Raw genomic sequence first — 15,177 nt, forward strand, 5'->3', positions numbered from 1 at the left:
CCTTACATTGCTCGATGGGAAGGTGAAAAGAACATGAAACATGTACTGACGATTGCAGGATCCGACTCCGGTGGTGGAGCTGGGATTCAAGCAGATTTAAAAACCTTTTCGGCTTTAGGGGTTTATGGAATGAGCGTCCTGACAGCCGTCACGGCGCAAAATACGTTGGGTGTTCAAGCGGTGGAAGAGTTGTCCCCAGAAATCGTAGATGCCCAGTTAACGTCGATTTTTTCAGACATTCGTGTCGATGCGATCAAAATCGGGATGGTCTCGAATGCGCAGACGATTCGTGTCATTGCTACACATCTCCGCAAACAGACAGTTCCTATCATATTAGATCCCGTCATGGTCGCTAAAGGTGGTCATGCCCTATTGCGGACGGAAGCTGAACAAGCATTGATTTCAGAACTTCTGCCGCTTGCGACACTCGTCACACCGAATTTACCGGAAGCGGAGCGGTTAACAGGACGATCAGTGACCAATCTAGAGGAAATGCGACTGGCGATGCATCAATTGGCTACACAGACAGGGGCAGTATTACTAAAAGGTGGACATCTCTCAGGAGCTGCGACGGATTTGTTGTTTGATGGGGAAGTGGAACACCGCTTCACATCGGAACGGTTAGACAATCAACATACTCATGGAACTGGTTGTACCTTATCTGCGGCGATTGCGGCGCGGATGGCGCTTGGAGAAGATTTAACAGATAGTGTAAGACAGGCAAAGAGCTATGTCACGGAGGCAATTCGTCATGGATTTGCCCTCGGACAAGGTATTGGACCGACACATCATTTTCACTCACTTTGGAGGGATACACATGTTTACGACCATTCTTGAACACAAACCACTCATTCACCATCTGACGAACACGGTGACGATCAACGACTGCGCAAACGTCACACTCGCTGTTGGAGCATCACCCGTCATGGCGGAAGACATTCGTGAAGTAGAAGAGATGGTTAGACTCGCACAAGCTCTTGTCTTAAACATTGGTACGATTGATGCAGACATGCAAGCAGCTCAACGACTCGCAGCACGTGAAGCGGGACGTTTGAATGTCCCAATCGTTCTTGATCCAGTTGGAGCAGGGGCAACGACATTACGTACTGCCTTTTCTAAAGAACTCATTGATCTCGGGTGTACGGTCATTAAAGGAAATGCTTCTGAAATCAAGACGTTACTTGGGGAAGATGGGCGAACTAAGGGAGTCGATGCTGCGGGAGATGCAATGATGGATCGAGAAAGCATTCGTGCATTCGCTCGCAAACACCAATCTGTCCTCGTCGTGACAGGTCCGAACGACTACATCACGGATGGAACGCGTGAAATGGAATTACATGTAGGAACACCACGTTTGGGAGACATCACGGGTACGGGCTGCATGACGGCCTCCTTGATTGCGAGCTTCCTCGGTGCAGGATATACGGCATTTGAGGCGGCTGTCCACGGGACATTCGTCATGGGAAAAGCAGGAGAACAAGCAGCCTCCGCGCAAGGTCTTGGTGATTTTAAACGAGAGTTGTTCAATGCCATCAGCCTCATGACGGTGCAAGATCTGGTGGAGGTGACAGAACGTGTCAATTGATTACTCCATCTATGCAGTGACGGATCGTCGGTACCATCCTGGAGTCGCGATCGAGACGGTCGTTGAGGAAGCTGTTTTAGGTGGTGCGACGATCGTGCAATTACGGGAAAAAACAGCACAAGGAAAGGAATTCTACGATCAGGCAGTTCGGTTGAAAACACTCACGGATCGCTACGACGTTCCTTTGATCATCAATGACCGGATCGATATCGCATTACTCGTCGGAGCTGGTTTGCATATCGGACAAGAAGACATTCCTTTAATCGCAGCACGTCGCCTTTTACCAGATGCCGTGATCGGTGTGTCAGTAGCAACCGTTGCACAAGCGATTGAAGCAGAACGGGACGGAGCATCTTATTTAGGCGTGGGGTCTCTATTTGCGACGTCATCCAAAGCGGACGCTGATTCCATGTCGCACACGATGCTTCAGGCAATTCGAGAAGCCGTACGATTACCTCTAATCGGTATTGGTGGAATCACAGCAACGAATGTCTCTTCTCTGCCTATCCCGCTAGAAGGGTATGCCGTCATCTCAGAAATTTTCGCTAAAGAAGATCGGCAACTCGCTGCGCAGCAAATGACAGATGCTGTGCGAGAATGGCATCAATCACTTCAGAACAGGGTATAATCCGTTCAGAGGTGATTGTATTGAAATGGCAGACGATCCGTTTTCGCGGCTATTGGATTCGATATCGGTTAGAACCACAAATCATTCGAGTCGATAATCAGGGAATCTACCATCTAGGAAAAGTCTTATTTCCGCGTCCTAATCGTATATCTTATGAGATGGCTCTTTTATTGAAAGAAAAGTATGAAAGACGCTACAAACGTCCGTTGTATATTAAAACGAGCTCGATTGCGACGGAAATTTGGGGACATACTCATTTAGATATCTATTACCGGGCACTTCTTCATCTACCGATTCCGACGCGACTTCGTCAACGTTATACGAATCGATTAGAAAGCACGAAAGTCATTGACATCGGCGTACGCGCTGTCGATCAAAATCGAATTGTCTGGGATATCGGAGATTACGTAGGAGGATGGTTCGTGTTTTGGCTCATTCGCAGACGAATGCGCTGAACTTGCAATGTCCCGTTTCTCATGGTGCAATATAGGTAGAAACGAGGTGACGGACATGGACATTCCCCGTTGTGAAACGATTGCGATTGATGAACAACGCGCGTCTGAAATCGGACATATCGTTGACACGATTCCGACGCTAGAAATCGGAAAGCTATTTAAGATTCTTTCGGATGCGACACGACTGCGAATCGTTTATGCGCTGACGATCGAAGAAGAACTATGCGTTTGTGATGTCTCGGCTTCTGTCGACTGTTCGATTGCGACAGCGTCGCATCATCTTCGATCTTTGTTGAAACAAGGACTCGTCAAGTTTCGAAAAGACGGTAAAGTCGTCTATTATTCCTTGGATGACCATCATGTGTCATCGCTTGTACATATGGCGATGGAACATGTACAAGAGGGAAAAGCAATGCCTGAATGAGTCTTTAGAATAAACGAAAAGCGCAGCTATAGCTGCGCTTTTCGTTTATTCTAAAGACGATTGTTCTGATCCTTTTGGAGCGAAGCGGTGGAAGAAAAAGACCGTGGCACTAATCAATAAAAAGGACAGGATGGAGAGAGCGAGACACATCCATTTATATGTAGCGATTAAAGAATCTGATTGTTGTAATTTGGCTTGAAGCGTTTTATACAAATCATCTTTCACACGGGATAAGTCTTCGAGAATCGTTTGGGTCGTCTGAGTCGACTGTCTAGCAAGACGTTTTGCGGCTGTTGGACTTTGACGTTCATAGACAACAAACACGCGTTCAATTTCGGACTCCCAGACATTGTTGCGGCGAAGAAGATCTTTAATCGTCCCTGGAGTAGTCGACGATTGGTTCAGACTATTACGCAAATCATGGATTTTAGACGTTGAAAAGTAATATTGTTCGATATAACGATTATCTTCATACAATAAGAGACCACGAACCGCATTGGCACGATCTCGATTGTGTTCGACCAACTGATCTACCTGATTGATTAACGGGATATCATGATCCTTCATTTGCTCGGTCATCGTTGCAATCGTCCGATAACCGGATAACGCATAGATGATCGGGATAGAGGCGAATAAGCTGACCAAGAAAATCAGCAGAATACGCTGACGCCAAAGAGAGTGCATGCAATCATTCCTTTAAATAAAAGACATGTCATAAGCTTAACTACTATCGTAAAAAAAGTGAAGCCTGTCTAATTTTTGAATAGGGATAATGATCGAAAAAGTGAATAATACTCATAAAAAAGCAGGAAAGATGATGAAATACGAGAAGCTGTTTTAAGAAGATGAAAAAAGCACAGCTAAGCTGCGCTTGGTGTTAAAACGAATACGAATGTTCCTTGTAATTGCCGAAGACAGTGTGGATTTCCGAGAATGTAACGAATGCATTCGGTTCGACAGAAGAGACGATTTCTTGCAAACGGACGATTTCATTATTTTGAACGACGACATAGACCATTTTTTTCGTTCGGTTGGAATATCCTCCACGTGCATCGAGAATCGTGACACCACGACCGAGTTCTTTTGTAATGACTTCATTGATTTCATCTGCTTTCTCACAAATGATGATACATTGCTTAGAAGCAGAATAGAAACTGTAAACCGTCTGAAGGGCTTTGGCACGAACAAAGCTCATGATGAGAGCATACATAACGTGTTTAAGATCAAATACCCACCATACAAGGATGTAGATGACAAGATCTTGCATCAGAAATATACGAGGAAGTGGCCAGTTATGAAAACGAGCAAAGAAAAACTTTCCAAGAATATCAAGCCCTCCAGTTGAAGCACCACCGAAGAAGATCAATGCCATTGCAAGACCAGAGACTAGACCAGCAAAGATGGAAGCGACGAGTGGATCATTTAGAGATTCCGGAACGATTTGAGTCGGAATCCAGTCAATTAAAAAGGAAGAAGCAATGACGATAATTCCAGATAAGAACATGAATCGTTTGCGTAGGAAACGGAAACCTAAAAGGAAGAGGGGAATGTTTAAGAGCAATTGCGTTAATCCGATTGGCGTGTGGAAAAGCTCTTGAATAATGAGTGTGATCCCCATGATACCGCCTGATCCGATATCATTTGGAGATAGTAGTAAGCTGATGTAAAGGGAATACAGCAACGTACCAATGATTAAGAAACTGATTTTTTCAACTCTCTTTTTCTGTGGGTGTGTTGTAGTCATGGCAATATGATGAGTGACCTCATGCTCCTCCTTCTGTGAGTATCTGCCTGCAAGAGTACGCTCATATGCATAAAATTTCAACCCTTCTTATGAAAAAAGATGAAAAAGGGTACGTTTTTTTAGGAAGGTGATGAAAATGAAGAAAATGTTATGGATTCTTGGTTGTATCTGTTTAGGAGTACTGGTTGGAATTCGTATTTTCGAACAACCCAATGAAAAAAATCAATCATCCATTTGGCATGATGGTGATCTTGTAGCGAGACAAGTAGGTGCCTCGATGATGAATACGGTAGCGGTTCGTCAATTAGCCGAACAACTTCCGTTCTCATCAGAATTAAAACAGGTAGATGTCGAAGGAGAATCGTTACGTCTTGCCTATGAAGTGACAGGAAAAGAGCGACAAGCTTGGATTGGTACCGATACTGGGACACTACAAGTGAATCAGGATTTTTTGAAAGCTCGGTTATCTAAAGTGCTGATGCATCATACGCTTGTTTTATTTTCAACGATTCCTGATTTGACCGATCTTGAAATTCACTATACGGATCCGTATTCAGGTGCAGATTTTACGATGGACCGGAAAACATTCGACGCCTACACTCCGACCGATATCGAACGAGCTACTTCCTCTTCTAGACGCTTTAATCGGGTCGTCATTGATGGTTATGTGCTCGATGCATCAAGGCGAAATACTTTCTTTGAACGCTTCGCATCACGACTACAGATCCAAACTAATTAATTGTATAAAGCAAGAAAAGGCATTTTTCACAATCTCGACAAAATGATATCGTTTACATCTCGTTCTTTTATAAAAACGATAAAACAGGTCTATTCAATACTTGAACATCTTTTAAGATGGAAGTATGATAATAAATGAACAAACATTGTGAAGTGTTGAACAAAAGAAAGAGAGGTTTCTACGATGAACGAGGTAGAAGCATTAGAAGGATTACGGAATAAAGCAATCAAGTCGACGCGCATGCTACAAATGCGTCCTCTCGAGTACTTAGTTCGTGCCATGTTAGCGGGAATTTTCATTGGATTTGCAATCATTTTTACTTTAAAAGCAATTAACGGTCTATATATGGCGGAGTCACCTGTTGCGACACTTGTCGGTGGACTGACCTTCGGAGTGGCACTCGTCCTGATCGTTTATGGTGGGGCAGAGCTATTCACAGGGAATACGATGTATTTCACGACGGCGACGATGCGCGGCTATACGACGAAGATGGATACGATGAAGGTCTGGTTGATCTGTCTGATCGGAAATGGACTTGGCGGATTGGCGTTTGCGCTACTCTTTTCTCAAACAGGAATCATCCAAGAGCTTGGTATGAACAACTGGTTATTTTCTGTCTCAGAAACGAAGATCCACCATACGACGTGGGAAATCTTCACACGTGCTATCTTCTGTAACTGGATGGTCTGTTTAGCGATTTTCATTCCAAAGAACATGAAGAATGAGTTGGCGCAGATCATGATGATGATGGTACTCGTCGCAGTATTCTTTGCTTCTGGATTTGATCACGTCATCGCCAATATGGCACTGTTCTCCATTGCGTTAGTCGTACCACATCCGGATACGATCACATTTGCCGGAGCGATGCATAACCTGTTGCCAGCTTTAGCCGGTAACATCATTGGTGGAGCAGTCTTCATGGGAATGATCTATACGTGGCTGAATAAAGAAAAATTAGAAGTAGATGAATCACGTCAATCCACGACACCTGTTCATATTGCTTCGAAACAAAATGCGTAATCAAAAAGCAGCTGTCGCGACAGCTGCTTTTTTCATTCATTCCATATGTTGAAAGCGATCGACGTCTGCAGCCAGTTCTTCATAAATCGTTTCGACGATTTGTGCATCATCGAAGAGCCCGAGGACGTTATCGTCCGGTAAGGCGTCAACAGGAGACGTGAAGTACAGAACGGCCGTCAATAACAATTGTTCCTGCTCCGCATGCATTTCGAATTTTTTCTGATAGAGAGCACGAAGCATTTCAAGCAGTTGTTTTAATTGAAAATAAAGGACGAGTTCTGCCTCGCGTTCGATGTCCGAGCTTTCTGTAGACGCGATATCTTGCGTCAAGTGCGCAAGTCCGATTTCTGCTCGAACTAACAATTCTTGCTGTGCTTTTTCATCACCAACGAGGTCGAGTGCCTGTCGGTGAAAATACGTATAGGCCGATTTAAAATCGCCGGGTGTGAATTCCATGGTGATGCCTCCTTCTCTTCTCTTTCTAGTTTCGCCTTATTTCTTGCAAAATTGCAACTATTTCGTGAAAATAAAGATACAAGAAAGGGGATTACATAATGCCGACACAAGCAGAATTACAACAATACGCGTCTTTAGCCGTGCGTACGGGAATTAATCTACAACCAGGACAACAACTCGAGGTGCGTGCAGGAATCGAAAATTTGCCGCTCGTTCGTGAAATCACGCGTGTCGCCTACGAAGTAGGAGCTACGCAAGTATATGTACAATGGTCAGATGATGAGATGACGAAAATCCGTTATTTCGATGCACCGGAAGAGTCGTTTGATACGTTCCCGGATTGGTTAAAAGCACGTTACGACCAACTGGCAGAAGAAAAGACTGCGTTCTTATCAGTCGTCAGTGAAGATCCAGATTTATTGAATGGCGTGGACTCGAGCCGAATCGCACGTGCGAATAAAGCAGCCGGTGTCGCTCTTGCTAATTGGCGGAAGTTCGTCATGAGTGACAATGTCAGCTGGTGTGTCGTAGCAGCACCTTCTGAAAGCTGGGCGAAGAAAGTATTCCCTGATTCAGAGAATGCTGTTGAAGAGCTCTGGTCAGCTATTTTAAAGGCTACACGTGCCGATCAAGCGGATCCGGTCGCTGCATGGGCGGATCATGATCATAATCTGCGTTCAAAAGCAAAATTCCTGACAGAGAAGAAATACAAAACATTGCACTACACAGCTCCAGGAACAGAATTATCAATCGAATTACCAGAACGTCATGTTTGGTTAGGTGGCGGTGGTCCGAATGCAGATGGTGTTGATTTCATCGCGAATCTGCCGACAGAAGAAGTGTTCACGTTACCAAAAAAGACAGGTGTCAACGGACACGTCTCGAGCACAAAACCGCTTAGCTATAGTGGGAACTTGATTGATGAGTTCACACTCTGGTTCGAGAACGGAAAAATCGTTAAAGCGGAAGCGAAACAGGGTCAAGAAGCATTAGATGACTTGATTTCACTTGATGAAGGTGCACGTTATCTCGGAGAAGTTGCGCTCGTGCCGCACCGTTCGCCGATTTCTGACTCGGGTATCCTATTCTATAATACATTGTTTGATGAAAATGCTTCGTGCCACTTAGCGATTGGTCGTGCGTACTCGACGTGTCTCGAAAATGGTCCAAGCCTTTCAGCAGAAGAATTAGAAGCACAAGGCGCGAACGACTCGATGACGCATGTCGACTTCATGATTGGATCAGCGGATCTATCGATTGAAGGAGAACTTGCAGACGGAACGCGTGAATCAGTCATGCGTGACGGAAACTGGTCAATCTAAATGAACAAAAAGGTGAGTCCGAAACGGAGCTCACCTTTTTAATAAAATGATGGATTATGCTTCTTCACCGATGATTTTCACTTCTGTCTCAAGTAAGATACCGAATTTTTCTTGAACGGTTTCTTGGACATGACGAATGAGCGCGATATAGTCGGATGCTGACGCATTCTCGACGTTGACGATGAAACCAGCGTGTTTCTTGGACACTTCAGCACCACCGATGCGTGTTCCCTGTAAGTTGCTATCTTGAATCAGCTTCCCTGCAAAATAGCCTTCTGGACGTTTAAAGACGCTACCACAAGAAGGGTACTCGAGTGGTTGTTTCGTTTCTCGCTTATGCGTCAAATCATCCATGACTTCCTTGATTAGTGCTGGGTCACCCTCTGTTAAGGCAAATCGACCTTCGAGGATGATGTATTCTTTCTTCGAGAAGCAACTTGTCCGGTATCCCAGTTCGAGTTCATCATGCGAAATGTTCAACAGTTCTCCTTGCCGTGTCAATACAGTAGCGCTATGGAGGCAATCCTTGACTTCACCACCGTATGCTCCCGCATTCATGATCAATGCGCCACCAATCGTTCCTGGAATCCCACAAGCGAATTCAAGACCGCTGAGCTGATGCGCGTAAGCTACACGAGACGCTTCGATGATTGCTGCGCCACTTTGAGCGACGAGCTCATGTCCTTCGACCGAGATATCGGTTAACTTCTCAAAGGAGAGGACAATGCCGCGAATGCCGCCATCACGTACGACAAGATTCGATCCGTTTCCAAGCAACGTCAAGGGAATACCTTGTTCGTAAGCGTATCGGACGACAAAAGCTGTTTCTTCATAAGAAGTTGGGATGATGAATAAATCCGCGATTCCTCCCATTTTTGTATACGTATGATATTTTAAAGGTTCATTGATTAGTACGGACTCTTTTGAAATGCCTTCATACAGTCCCGTCATTACTTGTTCAGTCATTATGGTCTCAGTCCTTTTCGTGAATTCCTACCCAGCGCTCATGCGCTCAAAATATATTTTAACATTAATCGTACGGTCATTGTTCAACATACTGTTCCCAAAATACCGACTTATGCCGGGAATTGCAAGCACTAGGGAGTGAATGTCATCGATTAGTAATGAAAAATGTCACAGGGAAAGCAGGATCAGGAAGAGGAATGAAGCGAAAAGAACTCGGGAAAAGAGAAGTATAGAAGGAGGCGATGACGATGGAAAGTGAACGTTTATGGATGCGACCGTTCGAAGAAGAGGATTTTAGTTTTTATAAGTCACTTGTCCAAAATGAGCAAGTCATGCGTTATATCAATGGAGGCACTGCCTTAAGTGAAGATGAGGCACGAGAGTGGTTCGAACGGCAATTGGAGCGATATTCGGATGAGCGACAAACTGGTTTTTTACTGTTGTTCATAAAAGAAACGAATGAACCGATTGGCTTTGCCGGATTATTGATGCAGGAAGTGGATGGGAAAGAAGAGTTAGAAGTCGGTTATTGGCTCGAACCAAAGCACTGGAAAGTCGGTTATGGTCGTGAAGCAGCAAAACGATTAATGATGGAGGCGTTCAATCGAGGGCATGATCGAATCATCTCGATCATTCATCCCGATAATCGTGCTTCGCAAAATGTCGCTCGTGCCAACGGGCTGAACTGGGAAAAAGATACGGTGTTTAGAGATGTTCCCGTCACGATTTATGTTGGACAACTATCACGACTTTGTCGTAACTAAAGAGGAGAGTTTTTATGTACGAATTTAACTTCGCGTCTTTTCATTCCATGACACCTGATACCTTATATGCACTTTTGAAATTACGAACGGATATCTTCGTCGTCGAGCAGGAGTGCGCGTATCCGGAGCTAGATGATCAAGATCAACAAGCGACACACCTAATCGTACGGAGTGAGAGCGGTCAAATCGTCGGATGCCTTCGGATGTATAATCATCCTACAAAAGGAGTAGCGATTGGACGGGTAGCTGTTCATCGTGATCACCGATCGGTTGGGTTAGCGAGACAAATGATGGAGAGAGCGATGGTACATTTGCAGAAAGAAGCTGCGATCTACTTACAGGCACAAGCACACCTAGAAGGGTTTTACGGATCGTTTGGTTTCGAAACCGTATCCGACCCTTATTTAGAAGATGATATTCCACATGTGGACATGCAGTTTCACGTAAAGGATTCGAAAAAAGACTTCACGTCAACGATGGATGAACCGATGAATAAGTAGAATGAACTTTTTTCGGAGGTGGATCAGTCATGAAGAAAGTGCTGGTCATTTTCGCTCTTAGTCTAATTGGCATCCTATCTTTAGGAGTCGGTATTTCGTATGCTCAATTGCAGGGGAACTATCGTGACTCGGAAAAAGAGTTGATGACGATCTTAGAGCGGCAACATGATTTATCAGCTTCCTCCTTTCTTGAAGTGCGCGCATCATTCTCTTTACGACATCGACAAATCATACACGTTCGACTTCGGGGCGAACCTGCCATCACATACGAGTTCATTCAACCAAAGGATGAACTCGAATACCTGGGGTCTGTCGGAACAAGTGTTGAAAAGACAGGAAAACAAGATGCTGTCTTTCGAAACGCTCATTTAAAAGTCGGTAAAAAATAAAAAGTGGAGGATCTTCCTGAAACGACGGAAGATTCTCCATTTTTTGCTTTCAAGACGATAGGATATTGCGTACACTACGAAGAGATACTGGAATGAGGAGGTCGAGGGAATCATGTGGAAACCCTTTGTAAAAAATCAATCAATTGCACCGGCGTTACAAGCCTTTCGGGAACTTGACATCGAAATGTTTCGGACACATGTCGCCCAACTGAACGATGCGGAACAACAGGCCTTACAATTCATTAAGCGTGCGCTAGAGCAGGATTCACCTGCTCATTTGAAAATAGCGCTTGAAATGAAACAACCACTCGTCGAGGTTGATCGTCTGTTTCAAACACTCGTCACGTGTCAAAATCGTCAGCAGTTACTCGAAATGCTGCTAGCAGACGGTCTGGACGTCAATCAAGTCTATACACTTGAAGGGCATCGCTCGATCGTCCGCCAACCCCTTCACTTTCCGGTAGGTCTATATGCGGCGCGCCATTCCGAGTTGTGGGCACTTGTTGCTGAAAAGCTGGACTTTACTTATACGATGCATCTTCAACGCAGTGATCAATTCATGGAGACGCATGAATTGAATCTGCTGGATCTCGTCTTATTGCTCGATATCGAAGAAGAGTTGACGATTCGAGTGCTTGATCAGCTGTGCGAATGCAAGGCGACCGTTGGACTTGCAGAACGATTACAACGTCCCGCTTCACCATTGTTGTTAAAGACGATTGAGGCGGATGCCTATTTGCCGACGTTTGTTTATGCTAAACATTATTTCCCGTTTTATGCGCTGATCGGACGACAAACCGTACTGTTCCAATCTTTATTGAACCGTGTGATGCAAGCATCCATTGCTTCTGAAATTATTGAAGATGCCTTGCTTGCTTTTCATAATCACCAACCGGGACTTGCCTTGACATGGGGAGATGCCTATATCGAACAGTTATACGAGATGGGGCTAGTGCTTCGTAAAACGGGTCATGTTGATTTTCGGGAAATGGATGCGGAGTATGTGTTGCCTGAATACAAGGGAATCGTCAATCGCCTAAATGATTAACGGAGGTTGATCCGTACTGAACGTATGCCAATGAGAGGTTAACTGGATATCGCAAAACATCGAGGGATGATACAGGCGTAATACATCTTGTTGTGTTGAGAGAAAAAAGACTTCAAACGTTTGGATGTTTGCACGTCGTAACTTTTCTTGAAATGCATGGAGGATGCGGCTACCGTATCCTTGACGTCTCAGCTCTGGTAAGCACGTGATTTCAAGAAGACGGATATTCTGTCCCTGCTTTTGAAATAATAGTGTACCGACGATCAGTTGCTTATCATAGACTAAGTAAGGAATCGCTTTTCGTTGAATCAACTTGTCTAAATCAGATACCTGATAAGGAAAAAAGTGATGTGTTCCTTGAAGGGCATCGTTACGAAGTGCGAGATAAGTATCTTGATTCTGTGCATGAACAGCTTTCAAACGTAGCGTAGCAGGCTGTCCTTCTGAGAGTCCAATTAAACGAAACTGTTCGGCATATAAACTATAACCAAGCTCTTTCCAAATCGAAGTTAAAGAAAGATCATGCGGCGGAGAGACTTGTACATGTATCTGCCGGCATCCTTGTCGAACGGCATGTAAGTGTAGCAAAATAGCCAGATGACGAAAGGCTTTGATGTCATGAAAGGCGCTGTTCATAAAGTGAACGACGTCATGCACGACATGATATCCGAGCGTCGCTTTCACCTGACCGGATTCGAGGTAGACCCATTGACAATCTTCAAGCGGCTGAAAATATGAAAAATCATATGCCTTTTGATGGTACTGAAGAAGTTGATGGACGTGTCGCCTTTGAACATGAGACAATTGATTGTAATACACAATAGGCAAATTAAGTTCCTCCTTTAGCAAAGTGAAGTTCAAAATATCTTACTTTTATATTACAGGAAATAAAAGGTATTTATATCTTCTGTTTCAAACAAAAAGTAGATGGATTCCTGAAGATAAGAAAGAATCGAGGCAAAATTATCATGAAGTATCTCTGGATCGTCATCGGTTTATCGGGCTGGTTATTCAGCGCGGATACATTGGTAGCCGAAGCGCGTGATTACGATGAACCGGGTGTAAGCAGTTCGACGACATATGGGAATTATGGCGCGGAGGATCATATCATCGTTGATCGGAAGGAACCGATCTATGAAGGCTTCGATTCACCGAACGACATGGCATTCCTATTCGCTTGTATTGCATTACTCGCAACAGTCGGACTTGGCATCGTCAATGCCTCCGATTGAAATGAATCTGACTAATAAAAGGCAAGTGACGAATCCATCGTCACTTGCCTTTTATTGTCTACTACGTGTGAACAAGAAGAATCTACTCTTAGAAATGAATTCGTTTTTTTCGACCAACGCGTGCCATTCTTTCGTGTTCTTGTTCGAGTCCGGCTCGTTCGAGGAGATCGAGATAATAACGAAACGGAGTCGAGCGATGCGAAAAATATGGGATGTATTCAGTGAACAGCATCGTCTCCGCTCGTTCTAACGCGCGTAAGGAAATGAGAGCATGTAGCTCTGCGAAACGAATTTCTTGATAGGTGGATAAAGCGTCTGCATCAATCCGAACATGCGACTGTAATTTTTTAGCATGCGCATTCAAGTAATGGATGTATGCTTCTTGATGTTCGGGTTTCTCGCAATGGGCAAGTACGGCAAGCAAAAGATCACTGCGCTCAGTATCGACGTCCATCGGAACCTTCAACGCTGTATAGAGGGCGCGTTCCATCCATTCGACACCATGACTATCATTTTTATAATAGCCGACTAATTCTTGAAAAAAATCGACTTGCGAGACTTTCAATAATCGAAACGGATCATTACTTAAAAATAAAGGTTCTTCCCCGGCAGCCGACGAAAGAAGAAAGAAAAATTCCTCAAAGGCAATACGGGTTCCGTTTTTACGATGAGCATAGTGGCGTAAATGCTTAAGCAGGCGTTTGGCGGTGATATACCAATTCTTTTGTTCGCGAAGCGGTACGATCGGATTCGGCTCAAGGTACTGGAGATCGTATGCTAATTGAATAAACCGTTCCGTCTGAGCAATCGTCTGTTCGACGGTCGGTTGTTCCTGTTCTTTTTGCAAATCCTTATACTTCATGAACTGTGTCAACATGGCGTCAAACTCTTTCTCTTCGATGACTTGTCTCGGGAGTTGACGATAGATTTCGACGATGATATCGCGAAGGGTCGTATCGCCATATTGTTCTAGTAAGAGTCGCAGTTTCCGTATTCTCATGATCGCCCTCCTTCGCAAGAAAAGCACAGTACAACACTATTCAATTCCCGCTTTTTTCATAAACCGAACCTCTTCATTTGCGCTTTTTAGTCAGAGACGACTATCTTAAATAAGAAGACTCATTACAGAAGGGGACGATTACACATGAATGAAACCATTCAACATTTACTCAACCACCGGTCCATCCGGAAATTCAAACAACATCAATTAGACGAAGAGACGATTGAAACACTCATAAAAGCCGCACAGGCTGCCTCGACATCCTCTTATCAGCAAGCTTATGCAATCATCGGTGTCGAAGATGAAGGATTGAAACGACAATTAGCCGACGTTGCAAGTGGTCAACAATATGTGGCAGAAAACAGTTACTTCTTCGTCTTTTGTATGGATTACCACAAACATACGTTAGCGGCAGAACTAGCAGGAGGCGACGTGAGCCGGACGATCGAGACGACGGAAGCGCTTGTCGTAGGGGCTGTCGATGCGGGACTTGCCGCTCAAAATTTAGTCGTAGCTGCCGAGTCGCTCGGCTACGGAACGGTCTACATCGGTTCACTACGAAATGATGCTCGTCGTGTCAGCGAACTCTTACAACTTCCAGATCACGTCGTACCATTATTTGGAGTCGCGATCGGTCTTCCAGATCAACAACCGGGTAAAAAACCCCGCCTTCCGATGGATGCGGTCTTCCACCGAAATACGTATACTGATGACGATACGATGCGTGAGTTACTGACAGGATACGAAGAGTCAACGTCATCGTATTACGGAGAACGGACCGGTGGTCAACGGACAGAAGGGTGGGTCAAACAGATGGCTGCCTCGATGCACGAACCGAAACGGACGTATCTCCGCGAGTTCTTGAAAGAGAAACAGATCGCAAAAGATTGATACGGAGGTATCTG

The 15,177-nt window shown here is 44.6% G+C and carries 20 protein-coding genes; 14 read left to right on the top strand and 6 right to left on the bottom strand.

The genetic code is table 11. From position 1 onward, the window contains the following. The first annotated feature begins 33 nt into the window (after positions 1-33). From thiD to MKY22_RS03060, 5 genes are read left to right on the top strand one after another with little or no spacing between them, the layout of a single operon-like run. Positions 34-837, top strand: coding sequence for a bifunctional hydroxymethylpyrimidine kinase/phosphomethylpyrimidine kinase (thiD, locus tag MKY22_RS03040; RefSeq protein WP_087682130.1), 804 nt, complete (start codon positions 34-36; stop codon positions 835-837). Then, the gene (gene thiM / locus MKY22_RS03045) at positions 818-1,585 is read left to right on the top strand and encodes a hydroxyethylthiazole kinase (protein WP_133208527.1); all 768 of its coding nucleotides are present in this window, start codon (positions 818-820) and stop codon (positions 1,583-1,585) included. Before thiD ends, thiM begins: the two co-directional genes overlap by 20 nt. Continuing rightward, positions 1,575-2,213 (top strand): thiamine phosphate synthase, encoded by a 639-nt coding sequence (gene thiE, locus MKY22_RS03050; protein ID WP_290780357.1) that lies wholly within the window; start codon positions 1,575-1,577, stop codon positions 2,211-2,213. The genes thiM and thiE overlap by 11 nt, the downstream gene beginning before the upstream one ends. Before the next feature lie 11 nt (positions 2,214-2,224). Beyond that, positions 2,225-2,668: a hypothetical protein gene (locus MKY22_RS03055; protein WP_235147619.1), complete on the top strand. Its 444-nt coding sequence runs from the start codon at positions 2,225-2,227 to the stop codon at positions 2,666-2,668. A 55-nt stretch (positions 2,669-2,723) separates the two neighbouring features. Then, positions 2,724-3,092 (top strand): ArsR/SmtB family transcription factor, encoded by a 369-nt coding sequence (locus MKY22_RS03060; RefSeq protein WP_050678101.1) that lies wholly within the window; start codon positions 2,724-2,726, stop codon positions 3,090-3,092. Positions 3,093-3,137: 45 nt separating this feature from the next. Here MKY22_RS03060 and MKY22_RS03065 read toward each other — a convergent pair whose 3' ends face one another. Further along, complete coding sequence (locus MKY22_RS03065) at positions 3,138-3,776, bottom strand: CHASE3 domain-containing protein (RefSeq protein WP_069940323.1); 639 nt, start codon at positions 3,774-3,776, stop codon at positions 3,138-3,140. Between the two features lie 193 nt (positions 3,777-3,969). Further along, positions 3,970-4,836, bottom strand: a complete 867-nt coding sequence (locus MKY22_RS03070) for a YitT family protein (protein ID WP_029340819.1) — start codon at positions 4,834-4,836, stop codon at positions 3,970-3,972. Positions 4,837-4,972: 136 nt separating this feature from the next. Between MKY22_RS03070 and MKY22_RS03075 the strand changes: the two genes are divergently transcribed. Continuing rightward, the gene (locus MKY22_RS03075) at positions 4,973-5,575 is read left to right on the top strand and encodes a hypothetical protein (RefSeq protein ID WP_290780369.1); all 603 of its coding nucleotides are present in this window, start codon (positions 4,973-4,975) and stop codon (positions 5,573-5,575) included. A gap of 183 nt (positions 5,576-5,758) precedes the next feature. After that, positions 5,759-6,595, top strand: coding sequence for a formate/nitrite transporter family protein (locus tag MKY22_RS03080; RefSeq protein WP_023467197.1), 837 nt, complete (start codon positions 5,759-5,761; stop codon positions 6,593-6,595). A 36-nt stretch (positions 6,596-6,631) separates the two neighbouring features. Here the strand turns inward: MKY22_RS03080 and MKY22_RS03085 are convergent, their stop codons facing one another. Next, positions 6,632-7,051, bottom strand: a complete 420-nt coding sequence (locus MKY22_RS03085; protein WP_023467198.1) for a YkvA family protein — start codon at positions 7,049-7,051, stop codon at positions 6,632-6,634. A gap of 98 nt (positions 7,052-7,149) precedes the next feature. Here MKY22_RS03085 and MKY22_RS03090 point away from each other — a divergent pair, with 98 nt between their 5' ends. Continuing rightward, positions 7,150-8,373 carry an aminopeptidase gene (locus tag MKY22_RS03090; protein WP_035398837.1) on the top strand — a complete coding sequence of 408 codons (1,224 nt, stop codon included), beginning with the start codon at positions 7,150-7,152 and terminating at the stop codon, positions 8,371-8,373. A gap of 54 nt (positions 8,374-8,427) precedes the next feature. Here the strand turns inward: MKY22_RS03090 and murB are convergent, their stop codons facing one another. Next, on the bottom strand, positions 8,428-9,339 hold the full coding sequence (gene murB, locus MKY22_RS03095; RefSeq protein ID WP_035398835.1) for a UDP-N-acetylmuramate dehydrogenase: 912 nt from the start codon (positions 9,337-9,339) through the stop codon (positions 8,428-8,430). Positions 9,340-9,587: 248 nt separating this feature from the next. Here murB and MKY22_RS03100 point away from each other — a divergent pair, with 248 nt between their 5' ends. The 4 genes from MKY22_RS03100 (at position 9,588) to MKY22_RS03115 (ending at position 12,040) form a co-directional block, all read left to right on the top strand. Then, positions 9,588-10,103 carry a GNAT family N-acetyltransferase gene (locus MKY22_RS03100; protein ID WP_214728472.1) on the top strand — a complete coding sequence of 172 codons (516 nt, stop codon included), beginning with the start codon at positions 9,588-9,590 and terminating at the stop codon, positions 10,101-10,103. Between the two features lie 14 nt (positions 10,104-10,117). After that, positions 10,118-10,603: a GNAT family N-acetyltransferase gene (locus tag MKY22_RS03105; protein ID WP_214725314.1), complete on the top strand. Its 486-nt coding sequence runs from the start codon at positions 10,118-10,120 to the stop codon at positions 10,601-10,603. 29 nt (positions 10,604-10,632) lie between these two features. Then, positions 10,633-10,992: a hypothetical protein gene (locus MKY22_RS03110; RefSeq protein ID WP_064300833.1), complete on the top strand. Its 360-nt coding sequence runs from the start codon at positions 10,633-10,635 to the stop codon at positions 10,990-10,992. A gap of 112 nt (positions 10,993-11,104) precedes the next feature. Next, the gene (locus MKY22_RS03115) at positions 11,105-12,040 is read left to right on the top strand and encodes a hypothetical protein (RefSeq protein WP_290780378.1); all 936 of its coding nucleotides are present in this window, start codon (positions 11,105-11,107) and stop codon (positions 12,038-12,040) included. On the opposite strand, the gene MKY22_RS03120 is transcribed toward MKY22_RS03115, so the two are convergent. Next, positions 12,029-12,859, bottom strand: a complete 831-nt coding sequence (locus tag MKY22_RS03120) for a GNAT family N-acetyltransferase (protein ID WP_290780440.1) — start codon at positions 12,857-12,859, stop codon at positions 12,029-12,031. The two genes, MKY22_RS03115 and MKY22_RS03120, sit on opposite strands and share 12 nt — an antisense overlap. A gap of 149 nt (positions 12,860-13,008) precedes the next feature. Between MKY22_RS03120 and MKY22_RS03125 the strand changes: the two genes are divergently transcribed. After that, positions 13,009-13,272 carry a hypothetical protein gene (locus tag MKY22_RS03125; protein ID WP_149426844.1) on the top strand — a complete coding sequence of 88 codons (264 nt, stop codon included), beginning with the start codon at positions 13,009-13,011 and terminating at the stop codon, positions 13,270-13,272. Between the two features lie 88 nt (positions 13,273-13,360). On the opposite strand, the gene MKY22_RS03130 is transcribed toward MKY22_RS03125, so the two are convergent. Further along, complete coding sequence (locus MKY22_RS03130) at positions 13,361-14,272, bottom strand: hypothetical protein (protein WP_214728476.1); 912 nt, start codon at positions 14,270-14,272, stop codon at positions 13,361-13,363. 144 nt (positions 14,273-14,416) lie between these two features. Between MKY22_RS03130 and nfsA the strand changes: the two genes are divergently transcribed. After that, a complete protein-coding gene (gene nfsA, locus MKY22_RS03135) occupies positions 14,417-15,163 on the top strand; it encodes an oxygen-insensitive NADPH nitroreductase (RefSeq protein WP_341086604.1) in 747 nt (248 codons plus the stop codon). Positions 15,164-15,177: the final 14 nt, after the last annotated feature.

Source organism: Exiguobacterium sp. FSL W8-0210, assembly GCF_038006045.1.
In the GTDB taxonomy this organism is placed as follows: Bacteria; Bacillota; Bacilli; order Exiguobacteriales; family Exiguobacteriaceae; genus Exiguobacterium_A.

Coding starts and splice junctions, on each gene's coding strand:
- thiD (WP_087682130.1), top strand. CDS start 34: ATGAAACATGTACTGACGATTGCAGGATCCGACTCCGGTGGTGGAGCT.
- thiM (WP_133208527.1), top strand. CDS start 818: ATGTTTACGACCATTCTTGAACACAAACCACTCATTCACCATCTGACG.
- MKY22_RS03060 (WP_050678101.1), top strand. CDS start 2,724: ATGGACATTCCCCGTTGTGAAACGATTGCGATTGATGAACAACGCGCG.
- MKY22_RS03065 (WP_069940323.1), bottom strand. CDS start 3,776: ATGCACTCTCTTTGGCGTCAGCGTATTCTGCTGATTTTCTTGGTCAGC.
- MKY22_RS03070 (WP_029340819.1), bottom strand. CDS start 4,836: ATGACTACAACACACCCACAGAAAAAGAGAGTTGAAAAAATCAGTTTC.
- MKY22_RS03075 (WP_290780369.1), top strand. CDS start 4,973: ATGAAGAAAATGTTATGGATTCTTGGTTGTATCTGTTTAGGAGTACTG.
- MKY22_RS03080 (WP_023467197.1), top strand. CDS start 5,759: ATGAACGAGGTAGAAGCATTAGAAGGATTACGGAATAAAGCAATCAAG.
- MKY22_RS03085 (WP_023467198.1), bottom strand. CDS start 7,051: ATGGAATTCACACCCGGCGATTTTAAATCGGCCTATACGTATTTTCAC.
- MKY22_RS03090 (WP_035398837.1), top strand. CDS start 7,150: ATGCCGACACAAGCAGAATTACAACAATACGCGTCTTTAGCCGTGCGT.
- murB (WP_035398835.1), bottom strand. CDS start 9,339: ATGACTGAACAAGTAATGACGGGACTGTATGAAGGCATTTCAAAAGAG.
- MKY22_RS03100 (WP_214728472.1), top strand. CDS start 9,588: ATGGAAAGTGAACGTTTATGGATGCGACCGTTCGAAGAAGAGGATTTT.
- MKY22_RS03105 (WP_214725314.1), top strand. CDS start 10,118: ATGTACGAATTTAACTTCGCGTCTTTTCATTCCATGACACCTGATACC.
- MKY22_RS03110 (WP_064300833.1), top strand. CDS start 10,633: ATGAAGAAAGTGCTGGTCATTTTCGCTCTTAGTCTAATTGGCATCCTA.
- MKY22_RS03115 (WP_290780378.1), top strand. CDS start 11,105: ATGTGGAAACCCTTTGTAAAAAATCAATCAATTGCACCGGCGTTACAA.
- MKY22_RS03125 (WP_149426844.1), top strand. CDS start 13,009: ATGAAGTATCTCTGGATCGTCATCGGTTTATCGGGCTGGTTATTCAGC.
- MKY22_RS03130 (WP_214728476.1), bottom strand. CDS start 14,272: ATGAGAATACGGAAACTGCGACTCTTACTAGAACAATATGGCGATACG.
- nfsA (WP_341086604.1), top strand. CDS start 14,417: ATGAATGAAACCATTCAACATTTACTCAACCACCGGTCCATCCGGAAA.